Source organism: Mesorhizobium sp. LNHC209A00 (genome assembly GCF_000502915.1).
Taxonomy (GTDB): Bacteria; Pseudomonadota; Alphaproteobacteria; order Rhizobiales; family Rhizobiaceae; genus Mesorhizobium.
Window position 1 is genome coordinate 691646 of sequence record NZ_AYWT01000003.1, and the last position, 16298, is coordinate 707943.

Consider the following 16298-nt stretch of genomic DNA (forward strand, 5'->3'; position numbering starts at 1 on the left):
GGCTGGCACCAAATGAGACTTGGCAGCAAATGACTGGAGTTTCCGCATGAATGCCAGAGCCGAATTCACCCAGCACTACATCGACGCCGATCCCTATCCGTGGCCGTACAATGGCGACCTTCGCCCAGACAACACGGCGCTGATCATCATCGATATGCAGACGGATTTCTGCGGGCCTGGCGGCTATGTCGACCATATGGGCTACGACCTGTCGCTGGTGCGAGCACCGATCGAGCCGATCAAGTCGGTGCTGTTGGCGATGCGAGCCAAGGGCTACGCCATCATCCACACGCGCGAAGGCCACCGCCCCGATCTCGCCGACCTGCCGGCCAACAAACGCTGGCGCTCGCGCCGCATCAATGCCGGCATCGGCGACCCCGGTCCGTGCGGGCGTATCCTGGTGCGCGGCGAGCCCGGCTGGGACATCATTCCCGACCTTTATCCCATCGAAGGCGAGCCGATCATCGACAAGCCGGGGAAGGGCTCGTTCTGCGCCACCGACCTGGAACTGATCCTCAACCAGCGCGGCATCGAAAACATCGTGCTCACCGGCATCACCACCGATGTCTGCGTGCACACGACGATGCGCGAAGCCAATGACCGTGGCTTCGAATGCGTCATGCTGGAGGATTGCTGCGGCGCCACCGACCACGGCAACCATCTGGCCGCGATCAAGATGATCAAGATGCAGGGCGGCGTGTTCGGCGCGGTGTCGAATTCGAAAGCCTTCGTCGCGCAACTGCCATGATGGAGCTCGGCCATGAGTGAGAGCGACAAGAAAGCGGTCGGCGTCGAGACCGTCGGCATGACCATGCGCTTCGGCGGCTTCACTGCACTCGACACCGTGTCGATCAAGGTGCCGGCGGGGTCGTTCCATGCGCTGCTCGGCGAGAATGGCGCCGGCAAGTCGACTCTGGTCAAATGCATGATGGGTTTTTATCACCCGACGTCAGGCGACATCCTTGTCGACGGGCGTGAGGTCAGCATCGCCAGCCCGCGCGACGCATCGGCGCTCGGCCTCGGCATGGTCTACCAGCATTTCACGCTGGTGCCTTCGCTGACCGGCGCGGAAAACCTGGTCATCTCGCGCGAGAAAGTGCCAGGGATTATCGACTGGCGGCAGGAGCGTGCCGACCTTGCCGATTTCATGCAGCGCATGCCGTTCAAGCTGCCGCTCGACGTGAAAGTGGCCGAGCTTGCCGCCGGCGAGAAGCAGAAGCTGGAAATCATCAAACAGCTCTATCTCGGACGCAGTTTCCTAGTGCTGGACGAGCCGACTTCGGTGCTGACGCCGGGCGAAGCACAGGAAGTGCTTGGCCTGCTGCGCGGCATGGCCAAGGCCGGCGACCTGACCGTGCTGATGATCTCGCACAAATTCCACGAGGTGACAGCGTTCGCCGACGATGTCAGCGTGCTGCGCAAGGGCAAGCTGACTGGCACCGGCCGGGTCGCCGATCTCGACCACAAGGCGATGGCGGCGATGATGATCGGCGATCAGCCGATCACCGCGCTCGACAGCCGCGCGATGACAAAACCGGACGCGGACATCGTGCTCAAGGTGACGTCGCTGAAGGCGCCGGACCGCACCGGACTGAAGTCGATCCGCATCGACGATCTCGGCGTCCGTTCCGGCGAGATCGTCGGCATCGCCGGCATCTCCGGCAATGGTCAGAAGGAGTTCCTCGAAGTGCTCGCCGGTCAGCGGGCACGCGACGGCGGCGCGGTACTGGTCAAGGGCTCGCCCTATGCATCGAGCCGCACCGAGGCGCGAACGCTGAACGTGCGGCTCATTCCGGAGGAGCCGTTGAAGAACGCCTGCGCGCCGAAGATGACGGTGGCCGAGAACATCGCCTTTCGCAGCTTCGACATCGACGGCAACGGCAAGCTGGTGAACTGGATCAACACCAGCGGCATCAAGAGCTTCGCAGCAAATCTGGTCGAGCAATTCAAGGTCAAGACGGCGTCGCTGGCTTCACCGATCTCGTCGCTGTCCGGCGGCAATGTGCAACGCGCGGTGCTGGCCCGCGAACTGACCGGCGAGGTCGACCTGCTCATCGTCTCCAACCCTTGCTTCGGCCTCGACTTTTCCGCCGTGGCCGAAATCCGCGCCCGCATCATGCGCGCGCGCAATTCCGGCGCCGCGGTGTTGCTGCTGTCGGAGGACCTCGACGAACTGCTCGAACTCTCCGACCGCATCTTCGTCATGTCGGACGGCGCGCTGGTCTACGAAACCCCGATCGCGCAAGCCAGTGTCCAGACGATCGGCGAGCATATGGCGGGACATCACTGATGGCGGAAATCGACGCGCTTCCCTTCGCCTTCGCTTTCAAGCCTGGGACCATGGCGCTCGTGGTCATCGACATGCAGCGCGATTTCGCCGAACCTGGCGGCTTCGGTGCCAGCCTCGGCAACGATGTCAGCCGGATCACGGCAATCGTGCCGACGGTGAAGAAACTGATCGAGGGGTTCCGCGCCGCCCGCCTGCCGGTGATCCACACGATGGAGTGCCACAGGTCCGATCTCTCGGACCTGCCACCGGCCAAGCGCAATCGCGGCAATCCGTCGATCCGTATCGGCGACATAGGCCCGATGGGGCGGGTGCTTATCTCCGGCGAGCCGGGTACCGCGATCCTTGATGAACTGGCCCCGCTTCCCGGCGAGATCGTCATCGAGAAGCCCGGCAAGGGCGCTTTCCATGCGACCAGCTTTGGCGAGGATCTCAAGCGGCTCGGCGTGGAACAGTTGGTCTTCGCCGGCGTCACCACCGAGGTCTGCGTGCAGACGACCATGCGTGAAGCCAACGACAGGGGCTATGAATGCCTGCTGGCCGAGGATGCGACCGAGAGCTACTTCGCCGAATTCAAGATGGCGGCGCTTGCGATGATCCGGGCGCAAGGCGCCATTGTCGGCTGGACGGCGACAACCGACCAGGTGCTCGAGGGAATTGCCAATGCCCAATCTTAGTTTTGCCGGCCTCCTCGACGGGGGCTGGCGCCAGCTGGCGTTCGAGCATTTTCGCGACGGCATCACGGTGCACTGGCTGCTGAGAGGGGGGCCGGTCGAGCCCTCCGTCGCAATCCTGAACTACCAGCCCGGCGCCGGGGTGCCGCGCCACCGCCATGTCGGGCTGGAGACTATCGTCGTCATCGAGGGCATACAGAGCGACGAGAATGGCGAGTATGCCGCCGGCAGCGTCATACTGAACCCGGTCGGTACCGAGCATTCTGTCTGGACGGAAAAAGGCTGCGTCGTGCTGATCCAATGGGATCTGCCGGTGATCATTCTGGGGGAAGAAAAATGAGCGACATTCGCTTTGATTTCGGCAATCTCCACGCCGCCTATGCAGCGAGTCTGCCGGCGTCGGCCATGGTCGAGACGGTATTCGAGCGCATTGCCGCAGCCGCTGACCCCGGCATCTTCATCCACCTTGCCGACAAGGCCGAGTTGCTTGCGCAAGCAGAGGCTCTTGGACCCTTTGATCCCGCGGCGAAGCCGCTGTGGGGCATACCTTTCGCGGTCAAGGACAATATCGACGTTGCCGGCATGCCGACCACGGCGGCCTGCGCCGAATATGCCTATACGCCGCAAAAGGACGCCACGGTGGTTGCCCGGCTGAAGGCGGCCGGAGCATTGGTGATTGGCAAGACCAATCTCGACCAGTTCGCAACGGGTCTCGTCGGCGTGCGCTCGCCCTATCCTATTCCGAAGAACGCCATCGACCCGAAACTGGTGCCTGGCGGCTCATCGTCCGGTTCGGCGGTGGCCACGGCGCGCGGCATTGTCTCCTTCGCGCTCGGCACCGACACGGCCGGCTCCGGGCGCATACCGGCCGGCCTCAACAGCATCATCGGCCTGAAGCCGACGGTCGGCGCACTGTCGGCCGCCGGCGTGGTGCCGGCCTGCCGCACACTGGATTGCATCTCGGTCTTCGCGCTGACCGTCGACGACGCCTACGCGGTGTTCAAGGTGGCTGCCGCGAAGGACGAGGCCGATGCCTACTCGCGCACCATTGCCGCGCCGCCGCCCGCCGCCCGTCCGCCTGTGCTGACCGTCGGCGTTCCCGCTGAGAGCGACCTCGAATTCTTTGGCGACGATGCCATGCAAGCCGGTTTCGCCGCTGCACTCTCTATGTTGAAAGAGCTCGGCTGCAAGCTGGTCGAAATCCCCTTCGGCGATTTCTACGCCACCGCCAACCTGCTCTATGAAGGCGCCTGGGTGGCGGAGCGCTACGCGGCGATCCGCGGCTTCATGGACACCGACGAAGCGGCGATGCATCCGGTGACGCGGCAGATCATCGCCGGCGCGCGCCGGCTTTCGGCGTCAGACGCCTTCAACGGCCTCTATGCCTTGCAGGCCTTGAAGGCCAGGCTCGCCCCGGTCATCGCCTCCGTCGATCTGTTCTGCGTGCCGACGGCGCCGACGCACTACAGCGTCGATGCCGTGCTGGCCGATCCAATCGTCACCAACAGCCGGCTCGGCACCTACACCAACTTCGTCAATCTGCTCGACATGTGCGGCATTGCCGTGCCGACCGGCACGCGCGGCGATAGCTTACCGATGAGCGTCACCTTGCTCTCGGCGGCCGGGAAGGACGCGCTGACGGCTGCGCTGGCGCGCGATCTTCATGTCGCAAGTGGTCTCACCCTCGGCGCGACCGGCTGGCAGCAACCGAATGCCCAGCCCAAAGCTGGACCGACTGAAGATGGCACGATCGAACTGGTGGTAGTCGGTGCGCACCTATCGGGGATGCCGCTCAATGGCCAGCTCAAATTGGCCGGTGCATCTTTCTCAAGAGCCACGATGACGTCGCCTGTCTACAGGCTGTATGAACTTGCTGACCAAATCCCGCCTAAGCCGGGGTTGCTGCGGGTCGGTAGCGGCGGCGCGGCCATCGAAGTCGAGGTCTGGCGTCTTTCTGCCGACGCCTTCGGCCGTTTCGTTGCCGCCACCCCGCCGCCGCTCGGCATTGGCACCATCGAGCTCGCCGACGGCACAACGGCAAAGGGTTTTCTGGCAGAGACCGCGGGGCTGTCGGCGGCTAAAGATATCTCTGCATATGGCGGTTGGCGCCGCTTTGTTGGTGCGGCAAGTTCCAAGCCGGCATTTTTAACCTCTGAAATCCTCGCTACAGAGTAGGGGAGCGGCCTGTCCGCTTCTGATGCGGTGGACGGCTCTCCTCCCGCCCTGCGGTATGATCGTTGGGCCAGAAGCTGGAGGAGATCTATGATGGGCAACGTTACGACGATTGGTCTGGATATTGCGAACTCAGTGTTTCAAATCCACGGGGTGGATGCGGCGAGTGAGGTTGTCGTTCGCAGGAAGCTGACGCGTGGGCGCGTGNGGGCCAGAAGCTGGAGGAGATCTATGATGGGCAACGTTACGACGATTGGTCTGGATATTGCGAAGTCAGTGTTTCAAATCCACGGGGTGGATGCGGCGAGTGAGGCCCCAAGGCTGCCTGTCTGAAAAGCGCCTATTTCAGTCGTGGAGTTCCGTTTTTCGGTTGCCTGCAAGCAGACATTTCAGCAAAGCGCTTGGGAGGGTAGCTGGACTCACGCGGTTCTAGACCAGGCTAAGTTTATCTCGAGCGATCTGCCAAGCCGATTCGACATGGCGCCGTGCCGCCGCTTCCGCCTCCTGGGGTTTGCGCGCCCTTATCGCATCCATGATCTCAGTCATTTCGGTGATGGCTGGCTCGCGGCGGTTCTCCGAAAGAATGGTCATCGAACGGAGCTGATTGATGCGGACATTCAGGCCGCTGACGATTTCCCAAGCGACGCGCTTGTCGGCAGCCTCGAATAGCGCTTCGTAGAATTTCGTCGTTGCCCGCATCACTGCTGGCGGTGTCCCCGATGCCCACGCATCGAACAGATCCGCCAGCGCGCGTTCGAGCGTAGCCAGCTGCTCGCTGGTCGCCGACAGGGCGCAGGCGCGCGCCGCGATGCCTTCAAGCAGCGCCCTGAGCTCGTAAATCTCGTCGGTGCGGCCAAGATCCGGCCTCGCCACCGCCGGCCCATGCCCTGGGATCATCTGCACGAGCCCCTCCGCCTCGAGCTGACGCAGAACCTCGCGCACGACGGAACGGCTGACGCCAAGCTGGTCGCATAGCGGCCGCTCGACCAGCCTTTCGCCGGGCTGGAAATGGAAATCCATAATCGCTTCGCGCATGCGCTCCAGCGCCAACGTCCTCAACGTCTTGGCGCTGCGGTCGATGCGGAGCGTGTCGTCTGGCATGTGTTGCCTCCTGCGCCGCCATGAAAACAGATTCCATGCCCGGTTGACAAGGTACTTGGCGCTCCATAGCATGGTATACCATAAGATGGTACAGGGATCGATGGATCCCCCATGGCATCACGGACCCGAGGATTGCAATGCAGCCTGCCATTCGCAAGATCGTGACCTATACCGAGAACACGTTGATCGAAGGCGGCAAGGCCGCGCCCCGGCCACTACGCCTGATCGGCGTCGCCGCGGTGCTGGCCAATCCCTGGGCCGGTCGCGGCTTCACCGACGATCTGTCGCCCGAAATCCGCGCGTGCGCGCCGATGCTGGGAGAGATCCTGACCAGTGAGATCATTGCCATCGCCGGTTCCGGCGAGGCGATCGAGGGCTATGGCAAGGCGGCCGTTTGCGGCACGTCAGGCGAGATCGAGCATGCCTCGGCGCTGATCCATACACTGCATTTCGGCAATCATTACCGGCGCGCCGTCGGCGCCAAGACCTATCTTGCCTTCACCAATCTGCGCGGCGGGCCGAACACGCCGATCATGATCCCGCTGATGGATAAGAATGACGAAGGACGGCGCTCGCACTACCTGACCGTGCATTTCCAGATTGGCGATGCGCCAGCGCCGGACGAGCTGGTGGTGGCGCTTGGTGCTTCGATCGGCGGCCGCCCGCATCATCGCATAGGTGACCGCTACCAGGACCTCAAGGAACTCGGGGACGTGCATGGCTGACGCTTCCGCGTGGGCTCGACAGGGCACGGCGCCCGACGGCACTGGCTTCATCCGTGCCGGCGCGGGCGCACCGGTGCTGTTAATCCACGGCGTCGGCATGAACGCAGCGATCTGGCAGCCGCAGATCGACCGCATGGCCGAGAGCTTCGACGTCATCGCCATCGACATGCTCGGCCATGGCCGGTCCCCGCTGCCGCCGCCGAACCCGGAACTCGCCGACTACGCGGATCAGGCCATTCGCCTGCTCGATCATCTCGGCCTCGATCGGGTGTCCGTCGTCGGCCACTCGATGGGTGCGCTGGTTGCCCAGGAACTCGCGCTCAACGCACCGGAGCGCGTCCGCCGCATCGTCTCGCTGAATGCCGTGTTCCGGCGGCCACCTGAACTGGCCGAAGCCGTTCGTCAGCGCGCGGTGGCGCTCACCGGCCATAGTGACGCGGCCGGCACGGCACTGACCATTGCCCGCTGGTTCGGAGATCCGGTGCCAGCTGAGCTGAAGGCTGCAGCGCAGAAGACGGCATCCGCACTGGGCGCGGTCGACCCGGAAGGCTATGCCCGCACCTACCGCCTGTTCGCTCGTGCCGACGGCGACCACGCTGATCGCCTGCCGACGCTTGCCGTACCGGCCCTGTTCATGACCGGTTCCGAGGACAGGAATTCTTCGCCGGCAATGTCGGCGGCGATGGCGCGCCTGGCGCCGCTTGGCCGCTGCACGGTGCTGCCGGACGAGAAGCACATGATGGCGGTCGCGGCACCCGATCTGACAGCGCGGCATATCGTCGATTTCCTCGGAGAGGACGAAGCGATCGAGCAAAGAAGTGCCGCGGAAATGGGCGCCGCTTTCGACAACGGCGAGTTCCGCCGGGCACTGGGTTCCTTCTTGACCGGCGTCACCATCGTGACCACGATCGGCCCGGAAGGCGAGCCGCGCGGCTTCACCGCGAACTCCTTCACTTCCGTCTCGCTCGATCCGCCGCTGGTGCTGGTCTGCATCGCCCACAAGGCGCTTGGCCATCCCGTCTTCGCCACCGCCAAGAGCTTTGCCATCAACGTGCTCAACGAGGATCAGAAGGCCGCCTCCGGCATCTTCGCCTCGAAGGCGGCGGACAAATTCGCCTCCGTCGGCTGGCAGCCGGGCCGGACCGGCAGCCCGGTGCTCGACGGCTCGGTCGCATCCTTCGACTGCGACATGGAACGGCTGGTCGAGGCAGGCGATCATTCGATCCTCATCGGCCGAGTCCGCGATTTCGAGCACAATTCCGCGCAGCCGCTCGGTTATTGCCGCGGCGCCTATGTCGCCCCCGGCCTCAGCCAGGACGCGCTGGCCGCCACCCAGCCCGGCACCGATGTCGGTGCCATCCTCGAAAATGGTGGCAGGATCCTGTTCCTGGAGACGGCGGATGGTTTCGAACTGCCGCGCGGCCGAGGATTGGGCTCGGCTGGCGATGACAAAAGCCTCCGAGGGCTGCTTGCGGCGAAGGCCATCGAGGCCCAGCTCGGCTTCCTGTTCGCGGTCTGGGACGACGCCGGACCTGTTTCGCGCACGCATGTCTACTATCGCGGCACGTTCGACGTGCCCGCTTCCAGCGATCGCGGCATCCGGCTGATCGAGATCGACGCGATCGAACGGTTGAAGATCGCCGATCCGGCGATCCGCTCGATGCTCTCGCGCTATGTCAGGGAATGCTCGGTGGATGCATTCGGTGTCTATGTCGGCAACAATGTCGAAGGCGAGGTCCGGCCGCTCGCCAGACCCAGCGCTTCCACCGTCAATACAGGTGACCACGGATGAAATTCTCGCTCTTCGCGCACATGGAACGCTCGGACCTGACCAAGCCGCATTCCGAGCTTGTGACCGAGCTCGAGGAGTTGGTCCTGCTGGCCGAACAGGCTGGCTTCGAGACCGCCTGGATCGGCGAGCATCACGGCATGGAATTCACCATCTCGCCGAACCCTTTCATCAACATTGCCTATCTCGCCGCCAAAACCAGCCGCATCCGCCTCGGCACCGGAACCGTGATCGCGCCCTTCTGGCACCCGATCAAGCTTGCCGGCGAAGCGGCGATGGCCGACGTCATCAGCGGCGGACGGCTCGACATCGGCATCGCGCGCGGCGCCTACAGCTATGAATATCAGCGCATCTTTCCCGGCCTTGACGCATGGGGCGCCGGCCAGCGCATGCGCGAGATCATACCGGCGATCCGCCGCCTCTGGGACGGCGACTTCGAACTCTCCGGTGAGTTCTGGCAATTCCCCGCCACCACCTCCTCGCCCAAGCCACTGCAGAAACCCTACCCGCCGATCTGGGTGGCGGCTCGCGACCCGAACTCGCACGATTTCGCAGTCGCCAACGGATGCAAGGTCCAAGTGACGCCGCTGGCTTCCGGCGATGACGAGGTGACGAGCCTGATGCAGCGCTTCAACGCCGCCTGCGCCGCGCATCCCGAGATCGAACGACCAGAAATCATGCTTTTGATGCACACTTTCGTCGCCGTGGACGCGGCCGACGCCGATCGTCTCACCCAGGACCTGTCAACCTTTTACTGCCAGTTCGGCGCCTGGTTCCAGAACAAGAAGCCGGTGCACCAAGGCATGTTGGAGCCGCTGACGGCGGACGAGATCGCGGCCATGCCGCAGTATGCGCCGGACAAGATCAGGCGGAACCTGGTCATCGGCGAAGCCGATGAGGTCATCGCCAGGCTGAAGACCTATGAGGCGCTCGGCTACGACCAGTACTCGATCTGGATCGACAGCGGCCTTTCGCACCAGCGCAAAATGCAATCACTGCAACTGTTCATCGACCGGGTGATGCCGGCCTTCCTCCGATCGTGAGCCCATGACCGACGCTGTTTTCAGGAACTTCATCGATGGCCGCTTCGACGAGCCGTTCGCCACTTTCGACAGCGTTGACCCGTCGACTGGCGCGGCCTGGGCCAGGATGCCGGCGGCGAGCGAAGCGGATGTCGACCGCGCCATCGAAGCGGCGCACCGCGCGCTGCGCTCGGGCCCGTGGCGGACGATGACGGCGACAGCGCGTGGAAAACTGCTGGTCAAGCTCGGTGACCTCGTCGCCGCCAACGCCGGACGCTTGGCCGAACTCGAGACGCGCGACACCGGCAAGATCATCCGCGAGACCCGCGCCCAGATTGCCTATGTCGGCGACTACTATCGCTACTATGCCGGGCTCGCCGACAAGCACGAAGGCACACATGTCCCTGTTGACAAGTCGGATCTCGACGTCACCATCCGCCGCGAGCCGATCGGCGTCGTCGCCGCGGTGGTGCCGTGGAACTCGCAGCTCTTCCTTTCGGCCGTCAAGCTCGGTCCGGCGCTTGCCGCCGGCTGCACCATCGTGCTCAAGGCCTCCGAGGACGGCCCGGCGCCGCTGCTCGCCTTTGCCGAACTTGTCCAGGAGGCCGGCTTCCCCCCAGGCGTCGTCAACATCCTCACCGGCTTTGGCCATGATTGCGGCCGGCGCCTGACCAGCCATCCGCTGGTTTCGCGCGTCGCCTTCACCGGCGGTCCGTCGACGGCGCGCGCCATCGTCAGGAACACAGCAGAGAACCTCGCCTACACCACGCTCGAACTCGGCGGCAAAAGCCCGGTTGTCGTCTTTGCCGACGCCGATCTCGACAGCGCGGCCAATGCGGTTGTCGCCGGCATTTTCGCCGCGACCGGACAGAGCTGCGTCGCTGGCTCGCGGCTGCTGGTTGAACGTTCGGTGAAGGATGAATTCCTCGCCCGCCTCAAGCGCAAGGCCGAAGCCATCCGCATCGGCGATCCGCAGGATCCGACGACCGAAATGGGTCCGCTCGCCACGCTGCGCCAACGCGACTGGATCGAGAAGGTTGTCGCGGAAAGCCTCGCCAGTGACGGCACGCTCATCACTGGTGGAACACGGCCAGCCGGCAACGGCTTCTATTACGCACCGACCATCATCGATGCCGGCGGCAGCGACCTGCCCTGTGTGCGCGAGGAATTGTTCGGGCCGGTGCTCAGCGTGCTTGCCTTCGACACCGAGGCGCAGGCGCTAGCACTCGCCAACGACACGCCCTTCGGCCTGGCTTCCGGCGTGTTCACCAGCAATCTCGGCAAGGCCCACCGCATGGCGCGCGACATTCATGCCGGCGTCGTCTGGGTTAACACCTATCGCGCCGTATCGCCGCTCGTTCCATTCGGCGGCTACGGCCAGTCAGGCCTCGGCCGCGAAGGCGGGCTCGAGGCCATCAGAGATTACACACGCTCGAAATCCGTCTGGATCAACACCTCGGACGAGCCGATCCCCGATCCCTTCGTCATGCGCTGAGAACCGTACGGCGACGGAGCACTGTGAAGAACAAAAAACAGAACAAACCAACCAGAGGAGAATGACATGAAACTGATCCTGACCGGCCTGCTGGCCGGGCTGCTCACGACAACCGTCGCCAAGGCCGATGAAATGGCGTTCACCAGCTGGGGCGGCACCACGCAGGAAGCGCAGACCAAATCCTGGGCGGCACCCTTCGAAGCCAGCTCCGCCATCAAGGTGTTGCAAGATGGGCCGACCGACTACGGCAAGCTCAAGGCCATGGTCGACGCCGGCAATGTCACCTGGGATGTCGTCGACGTGGAGATGGATTTCGCCATCAAGGCTGCCAAGGATGGGCTTTTGGAGCCGATCGACTATGCGGTCGTGCCCAAGGCCGATCTCGACCCGCGCTTCAGCAATGAGCATGCCGTTGGCAGCTTCTATTATTCCTTCGTGCTCGCCTGGAACAAGAGCACAGTCACGGGCGAACCGACCGGCTGGGCGGACATGTTCGACACCAAGAAGTTTCCCGGCAAGCGGACCTTCTACAAATGGTCGGCGCCGGGCGTCATCGAAATCGCTTTGCTGGCCGACGGCGTGCCGGCGGACAAGCTTTATCCGCTTGATCTCGACCGTGCCTTCAAGAAACTCGACACCATCAAATCCGATATTGTCTGGTGGAGCGGCGGCGCTGAATCACAGCAGCTGATTGCTTCCGGCGAGGTTTCGTTCGGTCAGTTGTGGAACGGGCGTGTCTTCGCCCTCCAGCAGGATGGCACCGATGTCGGCGTCGCCTGGAAGCAGAACCTCACCGCCGCCGACGTGCTCGTCGTGCCGAAGGGCGCCAAGAACAAGGACAGCGCGATGAAGTTCCTCGCCGCCGCCACCAGCCCGGCCGGCCAGGCGAAATTCGCCGAGGCCAGCGGGTATGCGCCCATCAACACCAAGGCCAAGGCGGAGATGCCCGCCGACGCGGTCAAGGCCCTGCCCGATGCCCATATCGATGGCCAGATCAACCTCGACATGAACTACTGGGCCGAGCATCGCGACGAGATCGCCACGCGCTGGTATGCCTGGCAGACCAAGTAACACCGTTGCAGACCGACGGGGCGCGGCTTGCGCGCCCCGTTTCGAGACAGGGCCGCTCGATGCAGGGAAGTTCTTTCGGACGTAGCTCGGTTGCCGGCCTGCCAGCTGGCAGCGGCAGCGCCTTGCCGGCCCTGCTTCTGGTTGGCCTGTTCTTCATCGTGCCGGTGGTTGCCCTGCTGCTGCGCAGCGTCACCGATCCCGAACCGGGCTTACAGAACTACGCGGAGCTGTTCGGCAGCGGCACCTATGTGCGAGTGTTCCTCAATACCTTCCTGGTCGCATCGGTCGTCACCGCCGTCACCATCCTGGTGGCTTTCCCCGTTGCCTGGATGCTGGCGATCATGCCGCCGGCCAAGGGCTCGATCGTCTTCGGCATCATCATCCTGTCGATGTGGACGAACCTTCTCACCCGCACCTATGCGTGGATGGTGCTGTTGCAGCGCACCGGCGTCATCAACAGGGCACTGATGGGTTTGGGCATCATCCATGAGCCGCTGCCGCTCATCAACAATCTGGCCGGCGTCACCATCGGCATGGTCTACATCATGCTGCCCTTCATGATCCTGCCACTGGTTGGCACACTGAGGGCGATAGACCCGATGACGCTGCGCGCCGCGGCCCTTTGCGGCGCAAGCCCGTTCGAGGCCTTCCGCCGCATCCTCTTGCCGCTGTCGCTTCCCGGCGTCGCCGCTGGCGGCCTGATGGTCTTCGTCATGTCGCTCGGCTATTTCGTCACGCCGGCCTTGCTCGGCGGCACATCGAACATGATGCTGGCCGAAATGATCGCCCAGACGGTGCAGTCGCTGCTCAACTGGGGTCTCGGAAGTGCGGCCGCCTTCGTCCTGCTTGTCGTCACCATGGCGCTCTACGCGATCCAGCTTCGCCTGGTCGGGGCCAAGCGCGCCGGCGGAGGGATCTGAGTATGCTGCTCGACTATGACCGGCTCGGATGGCTGCGCGTGGCGCTTGTCGGCTTCACCGCGGCAGTCGCGGCTTTCCTGTTGCTGCCGGTGGTCTTCATCGTGCTCCTGTCATTCGGCTCATCGCGCTGGCTGGCCTTCCCGCCACCCGGCTGGACGCTGAAATGGTACCAGCAATTGCTGGCCGACCCGACCTGGATCGATGCCGCGCTGACGAGCGCCCGGATTGCCGCCATGGCCGCCATCCTCGCCGTCATCATCGGCCTGTTCGCCTCCTTCAGCCTGGTCAGGGGTGAGTTTCGCGGACGACAGGTCCTGCGCGGATTGCTGTTAACGCCGATGGTGCTGCCAGTCGTCGTTTTCGCCATCGCCATCTACGCCTTCTTCCTGCGCATCGGCCTTGCCGGCACCACGGTCGGCTTCGTCATCGCCCACACCGTCCTGGCGCTGCCTTTCGCACTCATCCCGATCACCACGGCGCTTGAGGGTTTTGACAAATCCATCGAGGACGCGGCCATCGTCTGCGGCGCCAGCCCGTTGCAGGCGCGGCTGAGGATCACCTTGCCGTCGATTAGGATCGGCATCTTCTCGGCTGCGATCTTCTCTTTCCTGGCCTCATGGGACGAGGTCGTGGTGGCGATCTTCATGGCAAGCCCGACCTTGCAGACCTTGCCGGTGAAGATCTGGGGCAGCCTGCGCGCCGACCTCAGCCCGGTCGTCGCCGCCGCCTCCAGCCTGCTCGTCGGCCTGACTCTCTGCCTGATGATCGTGACCGCACTCCTTCGCAGAAAATTGTCCAGATGACCCGACCCTTCCTGTCGATACGCGCGGTGAGAAAGACGTTCGGCGCCTTCGTCGCCGTCCATGACGTCACCATCGATGTACCCAAGGGGGAGTTCCTGACGTTCCTCGGCCCGTCGGGCTCCGGCAAGTCGACCACGCTCTACGCCATCGCCGGTTTCCAGGATCCGAGCTCGGGCGATGTGCTGCTGGAGGACAGGTCGCTGCTTTCGGTGCCGTCGCACAAGCGCAACATCGGCATGGTCTTCCAGCGCTACACGCTGTTTCCGCATCTGAGCGTCGCCGAGAATGTCTCCTTTCCGCTGCGCGTGCGCCGCCGGCCCGACGGCGAGATCAGGCGCAAGGTCGCCGACATGCTGGCGCTGGTGCGCCTCGAAAACTTCGCCGACCGCCATCCGGGCGCGCTGTCTGGAGGCCAGCAGCAACGCGTGGCGCTTGCCCGCGCGCTCGCCTACGACCCGCCGATCCTGTTGATGGACGAACCGCTGTCGGCGCTCGACAAGAAACTGCGCCAGGAGATCCAGGCCGAGATCCGCCGCATCCATCGCGAGACCGGCGTCACCATCCTCTATGTCACGCACGACCAGGAAGAGGCGCTGCATCTTTCGGATCGCATCGCCCTGTTCAGGGAAGGCCGTATCGAACAGATCGGCACCGGCGAGGATCTTTACCTCCGGCCGGCGAGCGAGTTCGTCGCCGGCTTCATCGGCAACTCGAATTTCCTGCCGGCAGAGCATTTGGAAAGCACGGGAGGTGCGTCAACGATCCGCCTCGCCGACGGCTCGATCGTCACCGGCGTCAAGACGACAACGCTCTTCGGCCATGGCCAGAAGGTCCGGCTGATGGTGCGCCCGGAGGCCTTCCGCCTCACCCCTGGGCCGGCGAGCGTGGCACTTGCCGTAGAGATCGTCGATACCGCCTTCTTCGGCGACCGCCGGCGCGTCGTGGCCCGCATCGCCAGCGGGCATGAAATCGATGTTAGGCCGACCTCCGATGCAGAGGGCGCGATCAGCGCCATCGCGCCGGGTCAACGTATCTTTTTCGATCCCGCTACCGCATTCCTGTTCCCGGCCTGATGGCGCGGATGATTCAAAACATTTCGATGTCCTATTGAGATCCGAAGGAGCGCTTCCAAGCATCGGCTTGCGGGTCACGAGCCGCACGACGCGATCCATACCCTGAACCGCCAGACGAACCCGCGATGCCTCGCGTGAATAGAGTTCCGCGCGATCGATGTCGTCATGGCCCAGCACATCCATGAGCTGTCTGGTCGAGGCCTCTGCCGCGGCGAGATAGACGCCGAGTGACTTCCTCAACCCGTGCACCGTCAGCCCATTTGTAAGCCCTGCAAGCTTGCACCAGTGCGCCATGGTCCCAGTCAGGGATTTGGAGGAGAGGGGCTGGCCACAGGCGGTTACCAGGACGGTTTCGCCGCGCTTGTCCGTAGCCTCAAGGATTTCGGCAAGCATGGGTGTGATCGGTACGAAAAGCCACTTGCCGCCGGCCATCGGCGCAGCATGTAGTTGATGGCCTTGGCGAGATCGCGGTTGCGTGAGAGCTGGGCAAGGTGGGCGATCCGCCAGGGCGTGAAGGTCCTCCCAGCAGTGGAGCGCTACGCTCCTGGCCGGGCGCAAGCACGCGCTTCAGCGCTCAATCCGTCGATCTCGCGCTCCATAGTGCATCCAGGCGCTGCACGGCCTCCAATGCGATCGGGTAGATCGCCCGGGAGGGTATCGCTTTCTCGCCGAGGGCTCGTTGGCCGTTACTACACGATGGCGCACAGAGGCGAAATCGGGCAGGAATGCGCTGATGTCAGTTCCCAGCCGTAACCTTGTCCGACTAACGTCCGCCTCCCTGCTGATAGGGTTTACGGCGCTGATGGCTATCGTGGTCACAAACTTCTGGCTTGGCCAGAGGGCGCAATCCACAAGAGAACTTCGCAAGACACGCGACGAGGTCAATGCTCTCAATACCAGGCGAGCATCGCCTTATCGTCGCCGGTCTTCGGGTATGCCATGGGGCAGTTTGCGGCCGATTGGCTCGACGGCAAAAGCATCCCGCAGGCAATGGATATCCTGCCTATTGCACTGACAAGCGCCAACCTTGAGCAGTACGATGCCGACTTGCTGGATCCAGCTTCGGTTTATGCCGATCCGGCACGCCGTAACGACTACCTGAGATGTACGGAAATACCTGTTACGACAGCCGCAACGAGTATGTGAATTTTCCTTGGTCGTCAGAG

The 16298-nt window shown here is 63.7% G+C and carries 15 protein-coding genes and 2 pseudogenes; 15 read left to right on the forward strand and 2 right to left on the reverse strand.

Translation table 11 applies throughout. The features are described 5' to 3' along the window. Positions 1-46 precede the first annotated feature (46 nt). The 6 genes and pseudogenes from X739_RS155060 to X739_RS1000000170380 form a co-directional block, all read left to right on the forward strand. Positions 47-748 carry an isochorismatase family cysteine hydrolase gene (locus X739_RS155060; protein WP_023794301.1) on the forward strand — a complete coding sequence of 234 codons (702 nt, stop codon included), beginning with the start codon at positions 47-49 and terminating at the stop codon, positions 746-748. A gap of 12 nt (positions 749-760) precedes the next feature. Beyond that, positions 761-2290: an ABC transporter ATP-binding protein gene (locus tag X739_RS155055; protein ID WP_023794304.1), complete on the forward strand. Its 1530-nt coding sequence runs from the start codon at positions 761-763 to the stop codon at positions 2288-2290. Then, positions 2290-2964: a cysteine hydrolase gene (locus tag X739_RS155050; protein WP_023794306.1), complete on the forward strand. Its 675-nt coding sequence runs from the start codon at positions 2290-2292 to the stop codon at positions 2962-2964. The genes X739_RS155055 and X739_RS155050 overlap by 1 nt, the downstream gene beginning before the upstream one ends. After that, the gene (locus X739_RS155045) at positions 2951-3301 is read left to right on the forward strand and encodes a cupin domain-containing protein (protein ID WP_023773511.1); all 351 of its coding nucleotides are present in this window, start codon (positions 2951-2953) and stop codon (positions 3299-3301) included. Before X739_RS155050 ends, X739_RS155045 begins: the two co-directional genes overlap by 14 nt. Further along, a complete protein-coding gene (gene atzF, locus X739_RS155040; protein WP_023773512.1) occupies positions 3298-5136 on the forward strand; it encodes an allophanate hydrolase in 1839 nt (612 codons plus the stop codon). The genes X739_RS155045 and atzF overlap by 4 nt, the downstream gene beginning before the upstream one ends. Positions 5137-5223: 87 nt before the next feature. Further along, positions 5224-5340 (forward strand): annotated as a pseudogene (locus X739_RS1000000170380) (IS110 family transposase); the annotation flags it as partial. A gap of 222 nt (positions 5341-5562) precedes the next feature. On the opposite strand, the gene X739_RS155035 reads toward X739_RS1000000170380, so the two are convergent. Next, on the reverse strand, positions 5563-6234 hold the full coding sequence (locus tag X739_RS155035) for a GntR family transcriptional regulator (RefSeq protein WP_023773513.1): 672 nt from the start codon (positions 6232-6234) through the stop codon (positions 5563-5565). A 137-nt stretch (positions 6235-6371) separates the two neighbouring features. Between X739_RS155035 and X739_RS155030 the strand changes: the two genes are divergently transcribed. From X739_RS155030 to X739_RS154995, 8 genes are all read left to right on the forward strand, one after another. Continuing rightward, complete coding sequence (locus tag X739_RS155030) at positions 6372-6959, forward strand: amino acid synthesis family protein (protein ID WP_023773514.1); 588 nt, start codon at positions 6372-6374, stop codon at positions 6957-6959. Beyond that, positions 6952-8751, forward strand: coding sequence for an alpha/beta fold hydrolase (locus X739_RS1000000171145; RefSeq protein WP_023773515.1), 1800 nt, complete (start codon positions 6952-6954; stop codon positions 8749-8751). The genes X739_RS155030 and X739_RS1000000171145 overlap by 8 nt, the downstream gene beginning before the upstream one ends. Next, positions 8748-9791, forward strand: coding sequence for an LLM class flavin-dependent oxidoreductase (locus tag X739_RS155020; protein ID WP_023773516.1), 1044 nt, complete (start codon positions 8748-8750; stop codon positions 9789-9791). Before X739_RS1000000171145 ends, X739_RS155020 begins: the two co-directional genes overlap by 4 nt. Positions 9792-9795: 4 nt before the next feature. Then, a complete protein-coding gene (locus tag X739_RS155015; protein ID WP_023773517.1) occupies positions 9796-11265 on the forward strand; it encodes an aldehyde dehydrogenase in 1470 nt (489 codons plus the stop codon). 66 nt (positions 11266-11331) lie between these two features. Continuing rightward, positions 11332-12336: an ABC transporter substrate-binding protein gene (locus tag X739_RS155010; protein ID WP_023773518.1), complete on the forward strand. Its 1005-nt coding sequence runs from the start codon at positions 11332-11334 to the stop codon at positions 12334-12336. Positions 12337-12395: 59 nt separating this feature from the next. Continuing rightward, positions 12396-13256, forward strand: a complete 861-nt coding sequence (locus X739_RS155005; RefSeq protein ID WP_023773519.1) for an ABC transporter permease — start codon at positions 12396-12398, stop codon at positions 13254-13256. A gap of 2 nt (positions 13257-13258) precedes the next feature. Then, positions 13259-14059, forward strand: a complete 801-nt coding sequence (locus X739_RS155000) for an ABC transporter permease (RefSeq protein WP_023773520.1) — start codon at positions 13259-13261, stop codon at positions 14057-14059. Further along, complete coding sequence (locus tag X739_RS154995) at positions 14056-15132, forward strand: ABC transporter ATP-binding protein (RefSeq protein ID WP_023773521.1); 1077 nt, start codon at positions 14056-14058, stop codon at positions 15130-15132. The genes X739_RS155000 and X739_RS154995 overlap by 4 nt, the downstream gene beginning before the upstream one ends. 78 nt (positions 15133-15210) lie before the next feature. Here X739_RS154995 and X739_RS1000000167850 read toward each other — a convergent pair. Continuing rightward, a pseudogene (locus X739_RS1000000167850) lies at positions 15211-15555 on the reverse strand (tyrosine-type recombinase/integrase); the annotation flags it as partial. Positions 15556-16071: 516 nt separating this feature from the next. Here X739_RS1000000167850 and X739_RS154990 point away from each other — a divergent pair. After that, positions 16072-16278 (forward strand): hypothetical protein, encoded by a 207-nt coding sequence (locus X739_RS154990; RefSeq protein ID WP_023794313.1) that lies wholly within the window; start codon positions 16072-16074, stop codon positions 16276-16278. The last annotated feature ends 20 nt before the right edge of the window (positions 16279-16298 follow it).